Raw genomic sequence first — 21,304 nt, 5'->3', positions numbered from 1 at the left:
CCGTCGAGCAATCAGATCAGCTGCGCTTGTTGGCGACTTCCTCAGCCATGCGGGTCAGGCCCAGGTGGCGCACGTCGGTGCCACGCACCAGGTAAATCACCATTTCGGCGATGTTGCGTGCGTGGTCACCGATCCGTTCCAGCGAGCGCAGCACCCAGATCACGCTGAGCACGCGGGAGATCGAGCGCGGGTCTTCCATCATGTAGGTGACCAGTTCACGCAGCGCGGTCTTGTACTCGCGGTCGACGGTCTTGTCGTACTGCGCCACCGACAGCGCCAGCTCGGCGTCGAAGCGGGCAAAAGCATCCAGCGACTCCTGGACCATCCGGCGCACTTGATCGCCGATGTGGCGCACTTCGACGTAACCACGCGGCGACTCGCCGTCCTCACACAGTTCGATGGCGCGACGGGCGATCTTCGTGGCTTCGTCACCGATGCGTTCCAAATCGATGACCGACTTGGAGATGCTGATGATCAGGCGCAGGTCGGAGGCTGCCGGCTGGCGGCGCGCGAGGATGCGGATGCACTCCTCATCGATGTCGCGCTCCATGTGGTTGATCTGGTCATCCACGTCGCGCACCTGCTGCGCGAGCCCGGAATCGGCATCGATCAGCGCGGTGACCGCATCGTTGACCTGCTTTTCCACCAGGCCACCCATGGCCAGGAGATGGCTGCGCACCTCTTCCAGCTCGGCGTTGAACTGCTGGGAGATGTGTTGCGTGTGGCTGTCTTTGCTGATCATCTTTTCGCTCCGAGGAGGCTGCCGCTAGGCGGCTCTGGTGCGCAGCGCACCTGAAAAATTGTCGAGTTAACGTTGAGGCCCTTGGGAAATCTTCACTGGCGCGGAGGGCGCGCGCTGACAGTACGAGTAGTACGGCAAGCGCGCCCGACAAAGCCAGAGGAGATTTCCCATGGCATCAACCGTAGCGGCCGGTGATGTAGTCTTCGGTCTGCTTCTTTTCGGGATTGGTGAACAGCGTATCGGTGTCGCCATATTCGATCAGCTTGCCCATGTACATGAACGCGGTGTAATCGGATACCCGCGCGGCCTGCTGCATGTTGTGCGTGACGATGACGATGGTGTACTTGGCCTTGAGCTCGTAGATCAGCTCTTCGACTTTCAACGAGGAAATCGGGTCGAGCGCTGAGCTGGGTTCGTCCAGCAGCAGCACTTCGGGCTGCACGGCGATGGTCCGCGCGATCACCAGACGCTGCTGCTGACCACCGGAAAGACCAAGAGCCGACTCGTGCAAGCGGTCCTTCACCTCTTCCCACAACGCCGCGCCTTTGAGCGCCCATTCGACGGTCTCGTCGAGCACGCGCTTCTGCTTGATGCCCTGGATGCGCAGGCCGTAGACGACGTTCTCGTAGATGCTCTTGGGAAACGGGTTGGGCTTCTGGAACACCATGCCGACGCGGCGACGCAGGTCGGCGACGTCTTCGCCCTTGCGGTAGATGTTGTGGCCGTCGAGGTTGATGGCGCCTTCGATGCGGCAACCGTCGACCAGGTCGTTCATGCGGTTGAAGCAGCGCAACAGGGTCGACTTGCCGCAACCGGACGGACCAATGAAGGCCGTTACGCGCTGACGCGGAATGTTCATGCTGACGTTGTAGAGCGCCTGCTTTTCGCCGTAGTAGAGGCTCAGGTCAGGCACTTCGATGGCCACGGCTTCGTTGGCCAGGCTCAGCGCGCGCTTGTCGCGACCCAGCGCCGAAATGTCGATGGAATGCGTCTTTGCTTGTGACATGGATGTCTCCGTATCGCTGGAGGCTAGAAGCGCGGGCTGCAATCGTGGCAGCGCCGGGCCTCCAGCGGGTCTGTCGGCTGTTAGTGGTCGAGCGCTTTGTATTTTTCGCGCAGGTGGTTACGGATCACGACCGCACTGAGGTTCAGCGTCGCGATCACCAGCACCAGCAGCAGCGCTGTCGCATAAACCAATGGCCGCGCCGCCTCGACGTTGGGACTCTGGAAGCCGACGTCATAGATGTGAAAGCCCAGGTGCATGATCTTCTGGTCGAGGTGCAGGTAGGGGTAGTTGCCGTTGAGCGGCAGGCTCGGCGCCAGTTTGACCACACCCACCAGCATCAGCGGAGCCACTTCGCCGGCGGCACGGGCCACGGCGAGAATCAGGCCGGTCATCATCGCCGGGCTGGCCATTGGCAGGACCACTTTCCACAGTGTTTCGGACTTGGTCGCACCCAGCGCCAGCGAGCCCTCGCGAAGGATTCGCGGAATCCGCGCCAGGCCTTCCTCGGTGGCCACGATGACCACCGGCAACGTCAGGATCGCCAGCGTCAGCGAGGCCCACATCAGGCCCGGCGTGCCGAATACCGGCGCAGGCGCTGCTTCGGGGTAGAAGATGCGATCAAGCGAACCACCCAGGACGTAGACGAAGAAGCCCAGGCCGAACACCCCGTAGACGATCGACGGCACCCCGGCGAGGTTGTTGACCGCGATGCGGATGATGCGGGTCAGTACGCCCTGCTTGGCATATTCACGCAGGTAAACCGCGGCGATCACGCCGAACGGGGTGACGATCACCGCCATGATGATGGTCATCAGCACAGTGCCGAAAATCGCCGGGAAGATGCCGCCTTCAGTGTTTGCCTCACGTGGTTCGTCGCTGACGAACTCCCAGACCTTGGCAAAGTAGAAGCCCAGCTTGTCGAGCGTCGACATGGCGTTCGGGCGATAGGCGCGGACGATCTTGCCGAGGCTGATCTCCTTTTCCTGACCGTCCATGGTGCGCATGGTGATGCTGTCGCGGTTGAAGCCGGTGTAGAGCGAGGTCAGCTCGCCCTCAAGCGCCTTGTACTCGGCGTCCCACTGCGCACGCTCGGCATCCAGTTCGGCCTGGGCAGCCGCATCGAGCTGATCATCCAGTTCAAGCTTGCGGGTTTTCAGGCGCAGGCGTTCCAGACCATGGTTGATGCGGCCGATGTCGACCTTCTCCAGCTTGGCAATGTCAGCATGCAGCTCGTCGATGCGGTCAATCCGCTTTTGCAGCTCTGGCCATGCCGCCTCGCCCTCGGCAACCAGCTGGCCGCTTTCCTTGACGTTCAACAGCTCGCCATAGAAGTTGCCCCACTCGCGGCGCTCCAGCGCCACCAGATCGGCCGGCTTGCGCGAGTTGCTCAGCCACTCGCCAACGACCCAGGAGAAATCCGCGCCGTAAACTTCGCGGTTACCGACCTTGAGCAGTTCACGGGTCATGAACTCGCCGCCTTCGACGTCCACCGGCAAGCCGCTGGCCGCCAAGCGTGCACGCGGTACCTCTTCGGCCTGTACCACTTCACCGGCCATGACCCGCGGCTCGGCACCCGGAATCTGGTAGTCGGCGACGATAACGTCGTCCGGCCAGAAATGCTCCAGGCCGCGCACGGCGATCACCGCCAGCAGGCCGAGAGTCATGATCACGGCGATGGAAACGGCGCCGGCGTTCATCCAGACCCAGGGGCTGCCGCTCTTGATCCAGGTTTTCAGCGAATCCTTTTTCACGGATCGATACCTTTGTCGAAAACTTGTCGCAGCCGTCGCCGGCTGCGTTCTGTATTAGAGGCTGGCGTACTTGCGGCGCAGGCGCTGACGGATCAGCTCGGCCAGAGTGTTCATCACAAAGGTGAACATCAGCAGCACCATCGCGGCGAGGAACAGCACCCGGTAATGGGTACTGCCCACTTCCGATTCGGGCATTTCCACCGCCACGTTGGCCGCCAGGGTGCGCATGCCTTCGAAGATGTTGGCTTCCATGATCGGCGTGTTGCCGGTGGCCATCAGCACGATCATGGTTTCGCCCACGGCACGGCCCATACCGATCATCAACGCAGAGAAGATGCCTGGGCTGGCCGTCAGCAGCACCACGCGGGTCAACGTCTGCCAGGGCGTCGCACCCAGCGCCAGGGAACCCAGGGTGAGGCTGCGCGGCACGCTGAACACGGCGTCTTCGGCGATCGAGTAGATGGTCGGGATCACCGCGAAGCCCATCGCGATGCCAATGACCAGGGCGTTACGCTGATCGAACGGAATGCCCATGTCGTTGGACAGCCACAGGCGCATGTCACCGCCAAAGAACCAGTTCTCCAGGTGTCCACTGACCGCCAGAGAGCCCCAGCCCACCGCCAGGATGACGGGGATCAGCAGCAGGGCTTCCCAGCCATCCGGCACGCTCAGGCGAATATTTTCTGGCAACCGGCTCCAGAACCAGCCGGCCAGAAGGATGCCCACGGGCATCAGCAACAGCAGGCTGAAAATGCCGGGCAGGTGATTTTCCAGGTAGGGCGCGAGGAACAGGCCGGCAAAGAAGCCGAGGATGACCGTCGGTAGCGCCTCCATCAGTTCGATCACCGGCTTGACCTTGCGGCGCAGCGTCGGCGCCATGAAGTAGGCCGTGTACAGCGCGGCGCAGATTGCCAGCGGAGCGGCCAGCAGCATCGCGTAGAACGCCGCCTTGAGCGTGCCGAACGCCAGCGGCGAAAGGCTCAGCTTCGGCTCGAAGTCACCCGTCGCGGAGGTCGACTGCCAGACGTAGTCAGGCTCCGGGTAGCTTTCGTACCAGACCTTGCCCCACAGCGCGCTCCAGGAAATCTCCGGGTGCGGATTGTCGATCACGAAACGCTGCAGCTGGTCACCTGACTCGACCAACAGGCGCGTGGCCCGAGGCGACATGGCGGCGACGGCGGCGCCCTCGGCGACCTGCTCGGTCAGCAGCTCGCGATGCGCCGTGCTGTGGAAGATGCCCAGGGTGCCGGCGCTGTCGAGGGCAAGGAAACCCTTGCGGCGTTCTTCAGGAAGAATCTGCGTGATCGGTTGATCGGCCAGCTGGAAGTTGCGCACGTTCTTCAGCTCGGCCTGGCCATCACTGCTGCGCACCATGAACCACTGACCGATGCCGCCCGTCGAGTCGCCAACCATCAGCGAGATGCCGCCCAGCAGCGAGGCCACCGTGGTGATCTCACCTTTGCCGCTCAGCAACTTGTAGCGTCCGTTGAGTTGCTTGCGGCGCACATCGAAGACGTCGACGCTGGCGCGACCGCTCACCGCGAACAACCACATGTGCCGCGGGTCGATACGCAGCGCCTTGATCGGTTCGGAGAGTTGCGGCAGATCCATGCGCTCCTCTTCAAGCGTTGTTTCACCGGTCATCAGGTTTTCAGTGGATGCGATCTTCAAGGCATGCAAAGCGCCATTCGTCGCGCCTGCGACCATCAGGGTCGAGCCGTTGAGACTGATGCCGGCATGCTCGATGGGCCGCCCTTGCGGGTCGAGGTTCAGCGGCTCCTCACCGAAGGGATAGTCCAGCTGCGGCGTAATGGTCTTAGTGCCTTCCGGGTAGCTGACTTTGTAATTGTGCTCGGCAACCAGCACCTGGCCGTTGCTCAGCCCCAGCACCATGCGGCGATTGCCAGGCGTGTCCTGGCCAACCGAGACGATCTGGCTGCCGGCCGGCAGTGGCAGCTCTACGGTGCGCAGCAACTCGCCTGTGGGTACGCTGAAGAAACGCACGGCGCCATCGCTACCCAGGCGCATCGCCACCTTGTTCTGCTCTTCCACAGCCAGCAGCAGCGGCTCGCTGGCGTCGGCCAGCCAGGCTGGCTGCTGCGCTTCACGCGCTTCCAGTTCGGCGCCCTGAAACATGGGCGCCACGACCTGGGCGAGATAAAAGAAAATCAGGGTGATGGCGCCGAGCACCGCGAGGCCGCCAATGGAGACATACCAGCGCGCCAGCTTGTCTTTCAGTGCGCGGATACGGCGCTTGCGTTGCAAGGCAGGGGTATTGAAATCCAGCCGTTGCACATCGGAATTCGCGCTCATGGTCTCGATATCGTTCATGCGAAGGTTCCTGGCCACTCAGGCCGCTTAAAACTGCTGCGCCGCGTTGGCGCGAGTCGTTTCCTGGCTTGATGGCCGGTAGGGCGCCTAATTTAATGCAGCTGTGTGACAGAAAAATTACAGCGAGGTGACGTGACGACGCCCGCCGGCGCAAGGTGCGTGGCGGGCGTCGTACTCAAGCCTTGCAGCGGTCGCTGCAGGCCTGAACGCTGCTGGGTTTAGTCGTTTTGCAGACCCAGGTCGCTGAGGGTCTTGTCGACGACTTTCTTCGGCAGCGGGATGTAGCCGTCCTTGACCACGACTTCCTGGCCCTGCTTCGACAGCACCAGTTTGAGGAACTCGGCGTCGATCGGGCTCAGCGGCTTGTTCGGCGCCTTGTTGACGTAGACGTAGAAGAAGCGAGCCAGCGGGAACTTGCCAGCCAGAGCGTTCTCTTCGTTGGCTTCAAAGGCTTCGCCGCCCTTGGACAGGGGCACAGCGCGGACGCTGGAAGTCTTGTAGCCAATGCCTGAGTAACCGATGGCGTTCAGGGTGCTGGAGATCGACTGCACCACCGAAGCGGACCCCGGCTGCTCGTTGACGTTCGGCTTGAAGTCGCCCTTGCACAGCGCTTCTTCCTTGAAGTAGCCGTAGGTGCCGGAGACCGAGTTACGACCGAACAGCTGGATCGGCTTGCTCGCCCACTCGCCAGTCAGGCCGACGTCACCCCAGGTGGTGATGTCCTTTTCGCCGCCGCACAGGCGGGTGCTGGAGAAAATGGCGTCGACCTGCTCGATGTCCAGGCTCTTGATCGGGTTGTCCTTGTGGACGAACACCGCCAGGGCGTCGATGGCGACCGGCACGGCCGTCGGCTTGTAGCCGTACTTCTCTTCGAAGGCCTGAATTTCGTTGTCCTTCATCGGACGGCTCATCGGGCCGAGGTTGGCAGTGCCTTCGGTCAGCGCAGGCGGTGCAGTGGAGGAGCCGGCGGCCTGAATCTGGATGTTGACGTTCGGGTAGGCGCGCTTGAAGTCTTCAGCCCACAGGGTCATCAGGTTGGCCAGGGAGTCGGAACCGACGCTGGACAGGTTGCCGGATACGCCAGAGGTTTTCTCATAGGTCGGCAGTGCTGGATCAACCGCGGCCACTGCGTTGGCAGCGCCTACACCAGCGGCAACAAAGGTCAAGGCCGCCATCAAACGATTCAGTTTCATTCCATGCTCCTAGCAGAGGTGTGTCAGTGTTTGGAACGGGGGCCATTGTCTGCAGGCCGTGTGAACACTCTATGAACTGAATATGACAATCTGGTGACGATACTGAACTTTAGGCCTGTCCGGTCGCTGTCCCTACCTACAGCCGCTATACTCGCCCCGCCCGCACTGCTGCGGGCTTTTTCGCGCAAGAAAAACAAACGCGCCGCGAGTCCAAGCGATGAACGAATACGAACAGGAAGACCCAATCCCGCAGGGCGACCTGGCCTTGCAGCTGACCGCCCTGCCGCGTGAGACCAACGGTTTCGGCGATATCTACGGTGGCTGGCTGGTGTCCCAGATGGATCTGGCCGGCACGGCCATGGCCAGCCGCGTCGCCGCGGGCCGTGTAGCCACGGTGTCCATCGACCGCATGGCCTTCATGGTGCCGGTGGCAGTCGGCGCGCAGCTGTCGTTCTACACCCAGACGCTGGATGTCGGCCGCAGCTCGATCCGCATGCTGGTCGAGGTATGGAGCGACGACCCGCTGTCCAGCGAATGGCGCAAGGTCACCGAGGCGGTGTTCGTCTTTGTGGCCATTGACGGCAGCGGACGCACCCGCCCCGTCACACCGCGCCGCTGAGCGACGGTCACCGCAGCACGTAGCGGTTCTTTCCATCCTGCTTGGCTTGGTACAACGCGGCATCGGCAGCCTGATAGAGCTGCTCGGCAGTCTGCCCCGGCTGCCACATTGCGATGCCAATGCTTGTCGTGGCGCAAGCGCCCTGAGCCGATGCCGGGTGCGGTATGGCACGTTCGGTGAATGTCGACAGCAGCTGCGCCGCTATGGCCTGCGCCGAACTCGCATCGCAGTTGAGCAGCAGCAAGGCGAATTCTTCGCCGCCAACCCGTGCCGCCAGGTCCATCGGCCGCCGAGAGAAGCGGCCCAATAGCTCGCCGAAATCACGGATCAGCGCATCGCCAGCCGGGTGGCCCAGACTGTCGTTGTAGGCTTTAAAATTGTCCAGATCCAGCAGTATCAGCGCCAACGGTTGGCGGTCCCGGCGGGCCTGCAACAGCGTCTGCCGCAAGGCTGTATCAAAGCTACGGCGGTTGGCCAGGCCAGTCAGCGAGTCGTGCTGAGCGACCCAGCCGAGGAGCTGGCGCACCAGGAATTGCTCACGCTGCGAGTACTCGTGGATATAGCGACTGATTGCTCCGATCAACAACAGCAGGACGTAATAACTGACCGCGATCCAGTGCACCTGCATTTCGCTAGACGACAGGATGAGCGCCGCCATCAGGATATCGATCACGATGATCGATGCCGCGCTGATCAGCGCGCGCCAGAAGGTAATGCCGAGAAAGAAGAACGAACAGACGATTAACAGACCCGCACCGTAGCGGAACGCCAGTTCTGGCTGGGAGACCTCGTAGTGGATATCGATGCGCGCAGCGACGATTCCGACCAGCACCAGCAGCAACGGGAACAGGCGGTTGGCAACCAGACGGATTCGCCAGTTGAAAAGCGTCATCACGAGAATCGCGACGCCCGGTGCCGCCTCCACCAAGCGCAATAGCGCCAGTTCACGAAGCCACTGCCGGTCCGACTGGGCATACAGCTGCCATTCGACATAGTGGTAGCCAGCAACCACGACCAGCAAGAGGCAGGCGCCCAGTACCTGTGCGAAGCGTGCCTGACGTCCCAGGTAACGACGAAACTCGCGCTCCAGGTCTGGCGCAAACAGCAAACCACGAAAGCCTCCGAGCAGCTGTCTGCCATGCGGGGTATCGCGGAAATCTTCAGCGGACTGCTGTTCTAGGGGTTGCATCAGGGTGGCTCATGGTAAGGCGCCGGCAATGATATCACTTGGACATCATCGCTACTGATTTCCCGATGAACGTGCAACAGCCGCTTTGACGCAGCGCCAGATACGCCGCGCGTCTCTTGCCGACACCGGCGCGAGGCGCCACTATCGAGTCACCTACATTGTTGGATGTACCGCGTGACCGCCCTTCTGCTCGCCCTCTGGCCTTTATTCGCCCTGATCATTGCCGGCTACTTCCTGCGACTGCGGGACTTTCCCAGTGAGGCATTCTGGCCAGGCGCCGAGCGGATCAACTACTTCGTACTGTTCCCGGCACTGCTATTCAGCAGCCTGGCCACCGCTCCGCTGGACAACCCCGCGCTGCCTCGCCTGGCCGGGGCAGTCATGCTCGCATTGGGGCTCGTGTGGGTGGCTTTATTACTGCTCAAACGCGTACGCAACTGGCCGGCGGCCCGCTTCGGTGCCTTTGCTCAGGGCGGCCTGCGTTTCAATACTTATCTCGGACTGGCGGCGGTGGGCAGCCTGTTTGGTAAGGAAGGACTGGCGCTGGCAGCACTGATGCTGGCGCTGATGGTACCCACGGTAAACGTGATGTCGGTGTGGGCGCTGACCGCCGAGCGCGGCGTCAGCGTGCGCTCGTTGCTGCTGCCGATCCTGAAAAACCCGCTGATACTCGCCTGCCTGACCGGCGCGCTGGTGAATCTCTCAGGCTTGGGGTTGCCCGGCGGCACTGATCGCTTGTTGAGCCTGCTCGCCGCTGCCAGCCTGCCCCTGGGCCTGTTGTGCGTCGGTGCAGCGCTGAAGCCGCGGGAGCTCGGTGGTGAAATCCCCGCGCTCGGCTGGAACAGCGCCCTGCGACTGCTGGCGGTTCCACTCTTGGCTTATGCGGTCGCCAGGCTGCTCCATCTGCCCGCAATGGAAACAACCATCATCGTGCTGTTCTTTGCCCTGCCCACGGCGCCCACCGCCTACGTGCTGACCCGCCAGCTCGGCGGTGACAGTCATCTGATGGCGGGCATCATCACCCTGCAGACGCTACTCGCCGCGGCCAGCTTGCCGCTGGTGCTGACGCTGCTCGAACGCTGACATCCTCACCGAACAAACGTCATCGCAGCTGTCATTGCGCGGTCGTGGTGAGTTGGCGCCGGGACACTTCGTCGGATGTGAACGACTCGATCAGCCGCTGATAGTCGCCGCTCTCCCGCAGGGCTTGAAGCCCCCGGTCAAAGCTTTCGATCAGTTGTGCGGCGTCTGGCCGGCTGCGCGGGACGATGAGATGCATCGTCTGACGGCTCAGCACCGAGCCGGAAACATGAAACCGCGACCGAGCCGCTCCGGTTGACTGCAGGGCATGGAGGCCCAGCTGAAGATCGGCCAGAAAGAAGTCATCTCGACCGAGCAACAGCAACAGTGCGCATTCGTTCAAACCCCGCGGCGAATGGCGGACCAGCACCCCCTGATCAACCAGCGACTGAACCGCGACTGGCAGCTGCCAGCCCAGGGGGAGGCAAAGCCGTCTGCCGCTGCTGCCGGCAAGTTCATCGACCTCGACCGCATCCGTGGCGCGACTGAACAGGTGCTGCTCGGAGACGTACAGCGGTGCTGAATAAAGAAACGCCTGCTCGCGCTGTTTGGCCCGGATATAGGGATATGTCGCGTCGTACTCGCCGCGCAGGGTCATCATGTAGCCCCGCTTCCAGGGCTGCCAGGCAAGCGACGACGCGGTCCCGCTGCGGTCGAGTGCCGCCTGCACCACCGCCGTCAGCATCCCTCCCCCGGACAGCGCTCGTCCCGTGAGCGGGGCGTAGTCATCGCCAGTCACTAGCTGCAGTTCCGTGCCATGCGCGCCGAAACAAACGGCCAGGCTTAACAGCAGAGTCCGGTTCCAAAATCCCTTCATCAACACCCTTGCCGCCCTTGCAAACGAATGGAGCGCAGCCTGCGCCACTATTGAAAGAAGCATCGCGATCAGCGAAGCGTATGCCGCTAGCGAACAACCTGGCCGCGCGACAGGCGCAACAGCAGCAGTGCCATGCCCACCCCGGCTGCAACCAACACCAGCATCGGGCCCAGGTAGCCGACCAGCTCCTGCAGCCATGCGAGCAGCGGGCGAACGATCATCAGGCGGGCTTCATCGCCATCATCCCTGAGCCCATAGGCCCCCGCCTGCCAGATCTCGTAAGCCGACCGAAGTGGCCAGAGACACAACGGCAGCAACAACAGGCACACCCAGAACCCACCACGCCGCCGTGGCCCTAGCAGCCCCCAGGGACGAAAGGCTGCACGAATCAGCTGGAAAAAGCAGAGGCTGTAGTAGGCGGGCAACAGCAAAGCTAACGCGTTGATCCAAGATGGGGCGATCCAGAGCTCGCGCGCCACGAAACCGGTGGCCGTCAGACTGAGCAAGGCCCATACAATAAGAAAGAAACTTTTCATCGCAGGCCCCAGTTGTCGGTTGTCAGTTATCAGCGAATGCCCATCGGAACAGAATCCCTCAAGGCATACGCGCAACCGTTTCACGAAACCGGCCGAGAAACGTCGCGAACAGGCCGGCTTCGAGCAGCCGCGCACGTATCAGAACAGGCTGAGCTGATCGGCCACCGGTTCGCTGATCGACGACGGCTTGGCCACGGAAGCCGCTTCGGATCTGTTCATTGCGTCGCTAGACACCAAGCGCTCGGCGAGCCCGGCGGCACGCTCCGCGCGGGTACTCACCGCCTCGGCCAGCCGCGCCGGCAGCGCCCAGATCTCCACCTTGCGCTTGGCGCGGGTGATACCGGTATAGAACAGCGAGCGCGTCAGCAGCGGGCTGGGTTGTTCCGGCAACGCCAGCAGCACTTCGGCAAACTCCGAACCCTGGCTCTTGTGCACGGTCATGGCGAAGGCGCTGTCATGGCTCGGCAGGCGCGCTGGGGCAAAGCCGCGATAGCCCTCGTCACCTTCGAAAAACACCCGCAGACCCTGCTCGGTTTTCAGACACAGGCCGATATCGCCGTTGAACAGGCCCAGCGCGTAGTCGTTCTGCCGGACCATCACTGCGCGGCCGGGATACCAGCGCTCGCGCGCCGGCACACCGAGGCGTCGCTTGAAGCGCGCTTCCAGCGCCTCGTTGATGCCGGTAACGCCAAACGCGCCTTCGCGCTGGGCGGTGAGCGCGCGGAAGCCGTTGAAGGCCTCGAACGCGGCGGATGGATCGGCCCGGCGTACTGCCTGCAGATAGGGCGAATAGCCCTGCTCCAGTCGTTCGATCAGTGCGGCGGGGCTGGGCGTTGCGCTCCAGGCGAGGTCCGCGCGCCCTTCCTGCAGCAGCGCGACCGTGCCCTTGGCATCGCCGCTATTGATTCGCCGCGCCAGCTCGCCGATACCGCTGTCGCCGGCGAAGCGGTGGCTGTGGGTGAGCAGCACCACCGCATCGCCAAGCCGCGAGCGCGGCGTCTCGACCGCTACGTCCTGCCCGGTAATGCGTTGCAGATCGGCCGCGGCCTGGCTATCGAAACCACGTCCTTCACACAGCTCGGCGAACACCGCGCCGGCTTCGACAGCGGCCAACTGGTCCTTGTCGCCGAGCAGGATCAGGCGCGCCTTCGGTGGCAGCGCGGCGACCAGCTTGGCCATCAACGCCAGATCGACCATCGAGGCTTCGTCCACCACCAGCACATCCAGCGCCAGCGGGTTGGCCGCATCGTGGCGCACCTTCGGGCTGTCGCCGCGGCTGCCGAGCAGGCGGTGCAATGTGCGCGCCTCGTCCGGCAGAGTGTCCTTGACGGCATCACTGACCGGCAGATCGGCCTTGGCGTTGCGGATCGCTTCGGCCATGCGCGCAGCAGCCTTGCCGGTAGGTGCCGCGAGGCCGATGGCCAGGCGTTCGCCACCGGGCTGCTCCAGTAATGCCGCCAGCAGTCGCACAACAGTGGTGGTCTTTCCGGTACCCGGGCCGCCGGAGATCACCGCGAGGCGCCGGCGTACCGCTTGAGCGGCGGCGAGGCGCTGCCAGTCGGGACTTTGCTGATTGAACGCAAACAAACGCGCCAGGCTGTCACTCAGCTGAGCGTCATCGACATCCGGCGCGTCCGCCGCGCGGGCCAGTAATTGTTCGGCCAGTTGCTGTTCATAAGCCTGGTAACGGGCCAGGTAGAGCCTGTCACCGATCAGGGTCAGCGGCGCGTAATCGTCTGGCGCGCCAATCAACGGGGAAGCCTCAAGCTGCGTACGCCATTGAGCCAGCGACGGCAGGCTAAGGTCGGCCTCAGGCCAGGGGCGCTTGCCGGCGAAGCGTTGGAGCGGCAGGCAAACGTCACCCGATGCCAGCGCCTCGCAGCAGAGCGCGGCGGCGAGCAGCACCGGCTCGGGTGCCGCCGGTTCGAGCCGCTGCAGGCTGGCGACGAGTGCGCGCTCCAGCGGGCCGAGGGGTAGACCGGCAAGGGTCATATGTCGCTCCTGATAGGCAGGAAGGCGCTGCCACGCCCACATTCGCGGTCAATGCCGCCAAAGCGCACCATCACCGCCCCTCCTCAAACAACCGATCCAACGCATCGAGCAAGGCATCATCCGGCCTCGCGAAATACACCCCGGCATCCGGCATGCCACGCAGGAACAGGTAGAAGGCGCCGCCGAGCTGCTCGTCTTGGAAACCCGCCAGGCGTTGACGCAGAAAGCGCCGTAGCGCCACTAGGTAAATCAGGTATTGCAGGTAGTAATGCTCGCCCGCCAGCGCCTGCAGCAGCCGTTCGCCACCGTAGTAACCCGCATCCGGGCCGAGCCAGTTGGATTTGTAGTCGGCGATATACCAGCGGCCGTCGTGCTCGAAGGTCAGGTCGATAAAGCCCCTCAGGAAACCCTTGAGGCTGTCGAACTCCAACCGTGCCGCCGCTTCGCGCAGCGGTTCGGCAAGGCCGTTGGCCGGATCGACCAGCAGGCTGCGCAGCCGCGCTACGTCCAGGTCACGCACCGGGAAGGTGAAGCCCAACTCGGGCAGGCGTCTAGCCGATTGCAACGCCACGAGGCTCAAACCCGCGCCATCCATATCGGTTTCGAGCACCTTCTGCAGATGGCTGATGGCGATATCTTTCCACTCCAGCGGCAGGCCGTATGCCTGCAAAGCGGGCTCGACCAGCGCCTCTAGTTCGCCTTTGCCACGTGCCCAGTCTTCGAGGATTGCATGCAGGCAAGTACCGGCGCGGGCGCCGCGGGGAAAGGCGAAGAAGCCGCTGCCGGGCTCGCCAGCATCGGGGATGGCCAGGGCGTCGCGGTCCGGGGCCTCCATGTGCATCCCGGCGGCAAGGCCGGAAAAGCTGCCGATGCGCCAGGCACTGTGCAGGCTGCGTCCGAGCTGCGACAGCTCCTGAGGCGGCAACGCCCGACCGGGGCCCTGCGCGCTGGCCTCGCGTGATTCGAATGGCAGCAAGGCCATATGGCCGCTGCTCCCCTGCACCAGTCGCTCGATGGCCAGGCGCAGGCTGCCGCCGTTGAGGTCGGCCAAGTAGTTGCCCAGTTCGGTCAGCGGTTTTGTACCAGGCAGTTCGCGACCGTGCAGCAGCCAAGCAAGCGCGCTGGTGTGCAGGCCTTCGTCGGCGAGCGTGCCGTCCTTCTTCGGCTTGCACAGGCACACCGGGCCCCAATGCAACCAGAGCCGATCACGGGCGCGCGTCAGCGCGACGTAGGCCAGCCGCAACTGCTCGGCGAAGACTTCCTCGCGGGCGCGGTCGAGGTTTTCCTCAAGCTCATCGCTGCCCAGGTCCAGCAGCGGCTGGCCGCTCGCATCGTGACAACGCGCGCTGTCGCGGTTCTTGCCGAGCAGCTTGCCGTCCCAGAGGAAGGGGCAGAACACCAACGGGTATTCCAGGCCCTTGCTGGTATGGATGGTGACGATCTGCACCCGTTCGGCATCGCTTTCCAGGCGCAGTAGCGCTTCTTCGCCGGCGCCTTCGCTACCGCGTTGGGCGTTGAACCAGGCGAGCAGCGGTTCCAGCCCAGGCCGCAGCAAGCTCTCGGCCTGTAGCAACTCGCCGAGGTGCAGCAGATTGGTCAGCCGACGTTCGCCGTCGACCCGCGCCAGCAGCCGTTCGGCCACCGCCTGCTCGTCGAGCCAGGCACGGAACACGCGCATAAAACCCTGCTGCTGCCAAAGTTGGTGATAGCGTTCGGCGGCTTCACGCTCGGCATCCCACTGCTGTTGATCGTCCTGGCAGCGGGCCAGATCGGCAGCGCTGCGGCCCAGCAGGCGCGTGGCCAGGGCGTAGCGCAGCAAGCCTTCGCGACCGGGTTCGGCGTAGGCGGCGAGTACGGCGGCCAGCTCGCCCGCCTCTTCGCTGCGCCAGACACTGTCGCGCCCACGGCGCACGCTGGGCACGCCACGGGTGGCCAGCTCGTCGGCGATCATCCCTGCCTGCCGGTGGTTGGCGACCAGCACGGCAATGTCGCCCCCTTTCAGGGGGGTGAACACGCCGTCCTTGTCGAAACCGGCGCGCCCCTCGGCGGCGCCGGCCAGCTGCAGGGCAATACGCCGTGCGGTGTCGCTCGCCGCCAATTGCCCGGCCTCACCCTTGCCCAGCGGATCGTCGCCGAGCCAGACCAGCGACAGCGGCGCCGCTTCGTCCGCCTCCACCAGCCGCAAGCTCGCACGCGGCTTGTCGGCCGCACCTACTGCTGGATAGCGCAGATCAGATTGGGCAAACGGCTGCGGATGATCGAACAGCTGGTTCAACGCGGCGATCAGCTCCGGCGTCGAGCGGTAATTGGTCGGCAGGTTGAAGGGGTCGCGATCGGCCTGCTGCTTGGCGGTCATATAGGTCGCCAGATCCGCGCCGCGGAAGGCGTAGATCGCCTGCTTGGGATCGCCGACAAAACACAGCGACGCCTCGCTGGCCTGTGCGTAGATGCGGTTGAAGATGGCGTACTGGATCGGGTCGGTGTCCTGAAACTCGTCGATCAACGCCAGCGGATAGGTGGCACGCAACGAAGCCGCCAAGTCTTTGCCGACAGGCCCTTGCAGCGCCTGATCCAGCCGGTTGAGCAGATCGTCGAAGGCCAACAGCCGCTGCGCCGCCTTGCGCTCCGGCAATTCGCGGTTGAGCCGTTCGAGCAGTGCGACCTGCAGGGCGATCAGCCGTTGCTTGCCGGCCGGCAGCGCTTCGGCGACCTGATCGGCCAGTTCATCCAGTGCATGGGCCAGCTCACAGACCGGCGCGTCATAGCCCTTCTTACAGGCCTTGTTCAAAGCTCGAACGCCGAATTTGGCCGCGCCGTCGGGCAGGTCGAACATCACTGCCGGGTCGGAAAAATAGGCGTCCAGTTCCACCTGCCAGGGGGCGAACTTGATGTTCTTGTGGGTGCTCTGGCTGAGCCCGCCATGGGCCACCAACTCGGCGACCCAAGCGCTGCCAGCTCGCTTCCACAATTCGGCAGCGCGCTGCCAGGCCGCTTCTACCGGACGCAGGTCGGCGGCAACGGGCGCCCCTTGCGGCTCGACGCGCAGATAGGGCTTGCCCAGGTGGCTGCGCAGCCGCTGGCGCAGCCAGACGGGTGTGATTCGGCTCTTCGCCAGGAAGCGCGCCCAGGCTGCATCGGCGTCAGCCAGTTCGCTGCGCCAGGCGTCGGCGAGCAGCGCGTCGATGATCTCGCGGTCGTCAGCGGTCAGCTCGCTGTCGAAATCGCCACCGGCCTCGAAGGCCGCATCCTGCAGCGCGCGCTGGCAGAAGCCGTGAATGGTGAAGATCGCCGCTTCGTCGAAACCATGCACGGCCAGCAACAGGCGGCGGCGCGAGGCTTCATCCGGGTAGCGCGCGTGCAAGCGGTTGAGGAAATCGTCGCTGCTCGGCGTGCCTTCATAGACCGCCAGCAGATCGGCCAACCGCGCACGGATGCGCTCGCGCAGTTCGGCCGTGGCTGCAGTGGTGTAGGTGACCACGAGGATCTGCCCCACCGACAACTGCCGCTCCAGCAGCAAACGGGCGTAAAGCGCCGTCAGCGTCCAAGTCTTGCCGGTGCCGGCGCTGGCCTCGATCAGCGAGCGGCCGTCGAAAGGCGAATCGAGCAGGTCGAGTTTCATTGGTCTTCCTCCTCATCGGCCAAGGCATCCAGTGCGGGACCTATTAGCTGTTGGGCCAGGGTTTCGAAGCGCTCATCCAGCGGATCACGGTCGCGAAAGGCCAAGGCGTTCCAAGGGTTTTCAGCCTCGGCAGCGATAGGACTGAATTCCGCCCCCAGCCAGGCTTCACGGGCGCGCTTGCGGCCACAGTCGAGCGGTTCGCTGCCGCGGGCTGGCTTGCGATAACCCTTGGCGAAGGCATGGCTGCTACGCGGCAGTAGCGGCAGCGGCTCACGGATGGCACTGCGATAGGCGGCGAGCCAGGGTTCGAGCAGCTCGGTGGCGTTCGCCAGCGGGCCCAGCTGCCAATCGCCTGCAGGCGAAAGCATCAAACTGCTGCGTTCGATACCCGGCGTGGCAGACAGGTTTAGCAGCAGATGGCGCAGCCAGAACGGCGGCAGATCCCATTCGCCCAGCTTGCCGAGTTTCCAGCCGAACAATCCGGCCGGCGTCACGCCGTCGAGCCAACCGTGCACGCGCACGCCGGCCAGGGTGATATCGACCGGCAGCGGCTCGGGCACGGCGTCCGGGCGCAGTTCGAACAGGCGCGGCGCGAAGGCAAGCACCGGCCCGCGAAGCTTGCCCCACAGCGCCTGCCCCAGCTCGCCGGTGGGCAGCCAACCGGCAGCACAGGCCATGCGGCGTTCGTCTTCATCGCTCCAGCCGTGCTCCATCGCCTGCAGTGACAGGCGCCGCAGGCCGTTCCAGGCCGGCATCTCCAGATCGAAGGGCTCGTCGCTGGCGAGCGATTCCTGATCGTCAGCCAGGCGCAAACCGAGGCGTTGTTCGAGCAGGAAGCGCGCCGGATGGCGGAAGCACTGCAACAGCTGCGACGGCTCGATGGTCAGCCAGGCCTCGTCAGGCTCGGAGAGAAGGCTGGCGAACGGCTGCGGCTGGGTCTGCGGCGGCTCGGCCAGACGCTGCGCGGCGCGGAACCAGGGCAGCGAAAAACCCGCACAGGGCGCGTCGCCGAAATTGCGTGGAGAAAACGGCTGTAATGGGTGGGCGACAAGGATCTTCTGGCTAGCCGTCTTGGGCGCAGGCTCGTTGGCGCTCTTGGATGTCAGATCAGCAGGCGGCAACACAGCGGTCATATCGACCGCTTCGAGCACTTCGCTGAGCAACACTGAAGGCGGCAACACCGCGTTGTCACGCGGGTCGCGGCCGACATAGGACAGGTACAGCGCCTCTCGCGCAGAGAGCAGGGTTTCCAGCAGCAGATAGCGGTCATCGAGACGTCGTGCACGATCCCCGCGCCGTGGATGGCGGCCGATCAGGTCGAAGCCCGACGGCGGCGTGCGCCGCGGGAAGGCGCCATCGTCCAGGCCCAGCAGGCAGACCACGCGGAACGGCAGGCTGCGCATCGGCACCATGGTGCAGAAGGTCACCGCGCCGGTGAGAAAGCCCGAGGCGCCGCCGCCCTGCTGCAGGGCGGTGCTGAGCTGCTGGTGCACCAATTCCAGTTCGATGGGTCGCGTGAGGTCAGCAGCCTGGGCCTGATCGCGCAACGCCGCGCAGGCCTGGGACAAAAGCAGCAGCGTGTCGCCGGCTTCGCGCTCGTCGAACAGGGTGTCAATCAGGATTTGCAGGTCATCGGCCCACTCGGCCAACGGACGCGGCCGAGCCAGTTGATCGGCCAGTGTGCCGAGACGTTCGACAAATTCCACCAGCCGCCCCAGCAACTGCCCGCGCGCGCCTTCCAGGGCATCCAGTGGCCAGTGTTCGCCGAGCAGTGGCGCGTGGTCGCCAGCCAGTTGCGGCGGCGCGGCAAAGCCCAGCAGCAGACGGTCCAGACCCTGGCGCCAGGTAAAAGCCGATTCGTCCGGCAGGCCGAGACGCGCCCGCTGACTGCCGTCACGGCCCCAGCGCACGCCGGCGTCGTGTAACCAGTCGCGCAGCAGCGGCAGGTCTTCGCTTTCGATTCCGGCGCGACGGGCAACAGCCGGCTGCTCCAGCCAGGCGAGGATTTCCTCGGCGGTGAAACGGCTCTGCGCCAGCATCAGCAATTCGAGGAAGGCCTCGATCAGCGGCATCTCGGCGCGCAGGCTGCGGTCGGCCAGGCTGTAGGGAATCCGCGGGCTGCCCTCGCGGGGGGCGAACACGGCTTCGATAAAGGGTGCGTAGCGCTCGATATCGGGGGTCAGCACCACCACCTGATCAGGCGTTAGCGCCGGGTTGGCGGCGAAACGCGCCAGCAGCTGGTCATGCAGAATCTCCACCTCGCGCAGCGGCGAATGGGCGATATGCACTTCCAGCGAACGGTCGTCCTCGGCCAGGCTGATGCGCTCCTCGGGCTGCCGGGTGCGCAGGCGCAAGATGTCGTTCTGCAACGCGTGCAGCAGGCTGTCGTCGCGCAGGTCTTCGTCTTCGGAATACAGGCCGAACTCCTGGCTGCCTTCGCTGGCTGTCAGGCTGAACAAGGAATCGAAGAAGTCCCGGCCCTGCTTGCCAAGGCTGGCCAGCAACGGGTGACCCACGTCCAGGTACCAATCGTCAGCACCGCTCTCGGGCTGGCGCGCCAGCTCGCGGATATCCCTGATCTCGCCCCACGCTTCTCGGCTTGGATTGAGCGCGCAGACCACCACGTCGATATGCCGCGCAAGACCGTCGAGCACGCGCAGGTGGTGCGGTGGCAGGCTGCTGATACCGAACACCAGCAGACGCTCCGGCAGACCGGGTAAGGGTTCGTCGCTGTAGAGCCGCTGTAGCAGGTCGCCGAGCAGCCGCGCGCGGTGCGGGTGGCCGTCCTTGGTCAGCTCACGCCAGAGCAGTGCTTGCCAGGATTCGTCGGGGCCGAGATCAAGCGTTTCGCCACGTTCCCAGGCCGCCAGCCAGTCGTCGCGATAGAGCAGGTATTGGTCGAAGCCGTCAGCGATCTTCGCCGCCAGCGACAATCGTCGGCGCTCGTCACCGCCGTCGAGGTACTGCGCCAGACGTGGCGCCAGCTCAAGATTGGTTGGCTCGCAAAGCCAGCCATAGAGGCGCCAGGTCAGCGTGGTCGGGGAGAACGCCGATTGCTCCGGCAGGCTGCCCAGCACGGTGCGGCTCAGGTCCCAGACGAACTTGGCCGGCAGCTGAATCTCCAGCTGCATGGCGATGCCCTGCTTGCGCGCCAGCTCCAGCGTCAGCCAGCGACCCATGCCCTGGCTCGGCACCACCACCAGCGCCGGGGCAAAGGGGTCGGCAAGCGGCTGGGCGAGCAGGCGCGTGGCCAGTTCACCGAGGGTTTCAAGGTCAGGAGCGTGATAGAGGCTGAGCATCGGGGCGGCTTCGGTTGGGTCAGCGGGCAAGGGTAGCAAGTTCGGGTCGGCGCGCGGAGCGTGTCGCCCATCTGCCATGCGGCGATTGTTCCTACTCCTTTTGCAGGAAGCCAACGGTCCTTGTGATCAATATCAATGCCCCCACGGGCCGTAGGATATTTCATAGCAGGCAGTCCCCATGCACCTTTGCAGCCATCGCCTGCCTCAGGCTAGGAGCAACCGATGAAACTGAACCACCGGAACCTGCTGATTCTTTCACTGGGCGCAGCGCTATGCGCCTCACCGCTGGCGTATTCCGCCACTGATGGAGCCCAGGCCAAAGGCTCGGTAGAACGCAGCCATGCACGACAGGCCAACGCACTGCTTGATCGCGCCGCCACACACCTGCAGCAAGCGGGGCCAGAGCAAGCCCTTGCAGCCTTCAATGACCGTAAGGGCGGCTTCGTTGACGGCCAGCATTATGTGTTTGTTCTGGACACGGCCGGGACCATGCTCGCCAGCAACGGCGCTTCCCGTGCATTGGTCGGACTCAACGTGATGGATCTGAAGGATGCCGCCGGCCAGCCCTTCATCCGCGAGATAGTCGAAGGGGCCAAGACCAGCGACAGCGGCCAGGTCAAGTACCACTGGTTGAACCCGGCCGACAACAAGGTCGAGAACAAGACCAGCCTGTACCGCAAGGTCGGCGATCAGATTCTGGTGGTCGGCTACTACATCCCGCGCTCCTCCGCCGAGCACGCTCAGAAGATGCTCGACGAAGCCGTCTCGCTGGTGAAACGTTCGGGAGAAGAGGCAGCCTATCAGGCCTTCAACGACCCTCAGGGCCGCTTCGTGATGAACGACGAATACGTTTTCGTCATTGGCCTGGAGGACGGCAAATACCGCGCGAGTGGCGCTTCGCCCAACCTGGTGGGCGTCGACGTTCGTGAAATCACCGACGCCGCCGGTACGCCGCTGTTCAAGCAGATGATCGAAATGGCCAAGGACAAGGGCATCGGCACCGTCGACTACGTGTGGCGCAACCCGGCCACCAATGCGGTAGAGAAAAAACACACCTTGATCCGTCGAGTCGATGACGTCCTGCTGGGCGTGGGCTACTACACACCTAAATGAGCCTGACGGCTCGGCAA

Annotated in this window: 14 protein-coding genes; 3 read left to right on the top strand and 11 right to left on the bottom strand. The window is 64.1% G+C overall.

Annotation, left to right across the window (positions count from 1 at the left end):
- Positions 1-16: 16 nt before the first annotated feature.
- From phoU to ALTERO38_RS00365, 5 genes are all read right to left on the bottom strand, one after another.
- Complete coding sequence (phoU, locus tag ALTERO38_RS00385) at positions 17-742, bottom strand: phosphate signaling complex protein PhoU (RefSeq protein ID WP_073299219.1); 726 nt, start codon at positions 740-742, stop codon at positions 17-19.
- Positions 743-917: 175 nt separating this feature from the next.
- Positions 918-1,748 carry a phosphate ABC transporter ATP-binding protein PstB gene (gene pstB / locus ALTERO38_RS00380; protein ID WP_045423577.1) on the bottom strand — a complete coding sequence of 277 codons (831 nt, stop codon included), beginning with the start codon at positions 1,746-1,748 and terminating at the stop codon, positions 918-920.
- Positions 1,749-1,828: 80 nt separating this feature from the next.
- Positions 1,829-3,445 (bottom strand): phosphate ABC transporter permease PstA, encoded by a 1,617-nt coding sequence (gene pstA / locus ALTERO38_RS00375; RefSeq protein ID WP_178114614.1) that lies wholly within the window; start codon positions 3,443-3,445, stop codon positions 1,829-1,831.
- A 108-nt stretch (positions 3,446-3,553) separates the two neighbouring features.
- Positions 3,554-5,830, bottom strand: a complete 2,277-nt coding sequence (locus ALTERO38_RS00370; protein WP_159966851.1) for an ABC transporter permease subunit — start codon at positions 5,828-5,830, stop codon at positions 3,554-3,556.
- A 218-nt stretch (positions 5,831-6,048) separates the two neighbouring features.
- Entirely contained in the window at positions 6,049-7,023 is a 975-nt protein-coding gene (locus ALTERO38_RS00365) for a PstS family phosphate ABC transporter substrate-binding protein (protein WP_045423571.1), read from the bottom strand.
- A gap of 217 nt (positions 7,024-7,240) precedes the next feature.
- Between ALTERO38_RS00365 and ALTERO38_RS00360 the strand changes: the two genes are divergently transcribed.
- Positions 7,241-7,642 (top strand): acyl-CoA thioesterase, encoded by a 402-nt coding sequence (locus ALTERO38_RS00360; protein WP_102836616.1) that lies wholly within the window; start codon positions 7,241-7,243, stop codon positions 7,640-7,642.
- 7 nt (positions 7,643-7,649) lie between these two features.
- Here the strand turns inward: ALTERO38_RS00360 and ALTERO38_RS00355 are convergent, their stop codons facing one another.
- Positions 7,650-8,831: a diguanylate cyclase gene (locus tag ALTERO38_RS00355; protein WP_159966850.1), complete on the bottom strand. Its 1,182-nt coding sequence runs from the start codon at positions 8,829-8,831 to the stop codon at positions 7,650-7,652.
- A 165-nt stretch (positions 8,832-8,996) separates the two neighbouring features.
- Between ALTERO38_RS00355 and ALTERO38_RS00350 the strand changes: the two genes are divergently transcribed.
- On the top strand, positions 8,997-9,914 hold the full coding sequence (locus tag ALTERO38_RS00350; RefSeq protein WP_178114561.1) for an AEC family transporter: 918 nt from the start codon (positions 8,997-8,999) through the stop codon (positions 9,912-9,914).
- Positions 9,915-9,945: 31 nt separating this feature from the next.
- Here ALTERO38_RS00350 and ALTERO38_RS00345 read toward each other — a convergent pair whose 3' ends face one another.
- The 5 genes from ALTERO38_RS00345 to recC all read right to left on the bottom strand — a co-directional run bounded on the left by ALTERO38_RS00345 (position 9,946) and on the right by recC (position 20,174).
- On the bottom strand, positions 9,946-10,650 hold the full coding sequence (locus tag ALTERO38_RS00345; RefSeq protein ID WP_159966849.1) for an ABC transporter substrate-binding protein: 705 nt from the start codon (positions 10,648-10,650) through the stop codon (positions 9,946-9,948).
- A 164-nt stretch (positions 10,651-10,814) separates the two neighbouring features.
- Positions 10,815-11,264 carry a hypothetical protein gene (locus ALTERO38_RS00340; protein ID WP_159966848.1) on the bottom strand — a complete coding sequence of 150 codons (450 nt, stop codon included), beginning with the start codon at positions 11,262-11,264 and terminating at the stop codon, positions 10,815-10,817.
- Positions 11,265-11,402: 138 nt separating this feature from the next.
- Entirely contained in the window at positions 11,403-13,256 is a 1,854-nt protein-coding gene (recD, locus tag ALTERO38_RS00335; RefSeq protein WP_159966847.1) for an exodeoxyribonuclease V subunit alpha, read from the bottom strand.
- 70 nt (positions 13,257-13,326) lie between these two features.
- Positions 13,327-16,875, bottom strand: coding sequence for an exodeoxyribonuclease V subunit beta (gene recB, locus ALTERO38_RS00330; protein ID WP_159966846.1), 3,549 nt, complete (start codon positions 16,873-16,875; stop codon positions 13,327-13,329).
- Positions 16,872-20,174: an exodeoxyribonuclease V subunit gamma gene (recC, locus tag ALTERO38_RS00325; RefSeq protein WP_159969606.1), complete on the bottom strand. Its 3,303-nt coding sequence runs from the start codon at positions 20,172-20,174 to the stop codon at positions 16,872-16,874. The genes recB and recC overlap by 4 nt, the downstream gene beginning before the upstream one ends.
- Before the next feature lie 222 nt (positions 20,175-20,396).
- Between recC and ALTERO38_RS00320 the strand changes: the two genes are divergently transcribed.
- Positions 20,397-21,287, top strand: coding sequence for a cache domain-containing protein (locus tag ALTERO38_RS00320; protein ID WP_159966845.1), 891 nt, complete (start codon positions 20,397-20,399; stop codon positions 21,285-21,287).
- Positions 21,288-21,304: the final 17 nt, after the last annotated feature.

This window comes from Pseudomonas sp. 9Ag (assembly GCF_902506445.1).
GTDB lineage: Bacteria > Pseudomonadota > Gammaproteobacteria > Pseudomonadales > Pseudomonadaceae > Stutzerimonas > Stutzerimonas stutzeri_AB.
This window is presented reverse-complemented; position numbering and strand designations above follow the sequence as displayed.

Excerpts from the sequence above, each read along its gene's own strand:
- recD (WP_159966847.1), bottom strand. The coding sequence starts at position 13,256 with ATGACCCTTGCCGGTCTACCCCTCGGCCCGCTGGAGCGCGCACTCGTC.
- recB (WP_159966846.1), bottom strand. The coding sequence starts at position 16,875 with ATGAAACTCGACCTGCTCGATTCGCCTTTCGACGGCCGCTCGCTGATC.
- ALTERO38_RS00350 (WP_178114561.1), top strand. The coding sequence starts at position 8,997 with ATGTACCGCGTGACCGCCCTTCTGCTCGCCCTCTGGCCTTTATTCGCC.
- ALTERO38_RS00355 (WP_159966850.1), bottom strand. The coding sequence starts at position 8,831 with ATGCAACCCCTAGAACAGCAGTCCGCTGAAGATTTCCGCGATACCCCG.
- ALTERO38_RS00340 (WP_159966848.1), bottom strand. The coding sequence starts at position 11,264 with ATGAAAAGTTTCTTTCTTATTGTATGGGCCTTGCTCAGTCTGACGGCC.
- phoU (WP_073299219.1), bottom strand. The coding sequence starts at position 742 with ATGATCAGCAAAGACAGCCACACGCAACACATCTCCCAGCAGTTCAAC.
- pstB (WP_045423577.1), bottom strand. The coding sequence starts at position 1,748 with ATGTCACAAGCAAAGACGCATTCCATCGACATTTCGGCGCTGGGTCGC.
- pstA (WP_178114614.1), bottom strand. The coding sequence starts at position 3,445 with ATGAACGCCGGCGCCGTTTCCATCGCCGTGATCATGACTCTCGGCCTG.
- recC (WP_159969606.1), bottom strand. The coding sequence starts at position 20,174 with ATGCTCAGCCTCTATCACGCTCCTGACCTTGAAACCCTCGGTGAACTG.
- ALTERO38_RS00320 (WP_159966845.1), top strand. The coding sequence starts at position 20,397 with ATGAAACTGAACCACCGGAACCTGCTGATTCTTTCACTGGGCGCAGCG.
- ALTERO38_RS00370 (WP_159966851.1), bottom strand. The coding sequence starts at position 5,830 with ATGAACGATATCGAGACCATGAGCGCGAATTCCGATGTGCAACGGCTG.
- ALTERO38_RS00365 (WP_045423571.1), bottom strand. The coding sequence starts at position 7,023 with ATGAAACTGAATCGTTTGATGGCGGCCTTGACCTTTGTTGCCGCTGGT.
- ALTERO38_RS00360 (WP_102836616.1), top strand. The coding sequence starts at position 7,241 with ATGAACGAATACGAACAGGAAGACCCAATCCCGCAGGGCGACCTGGCC.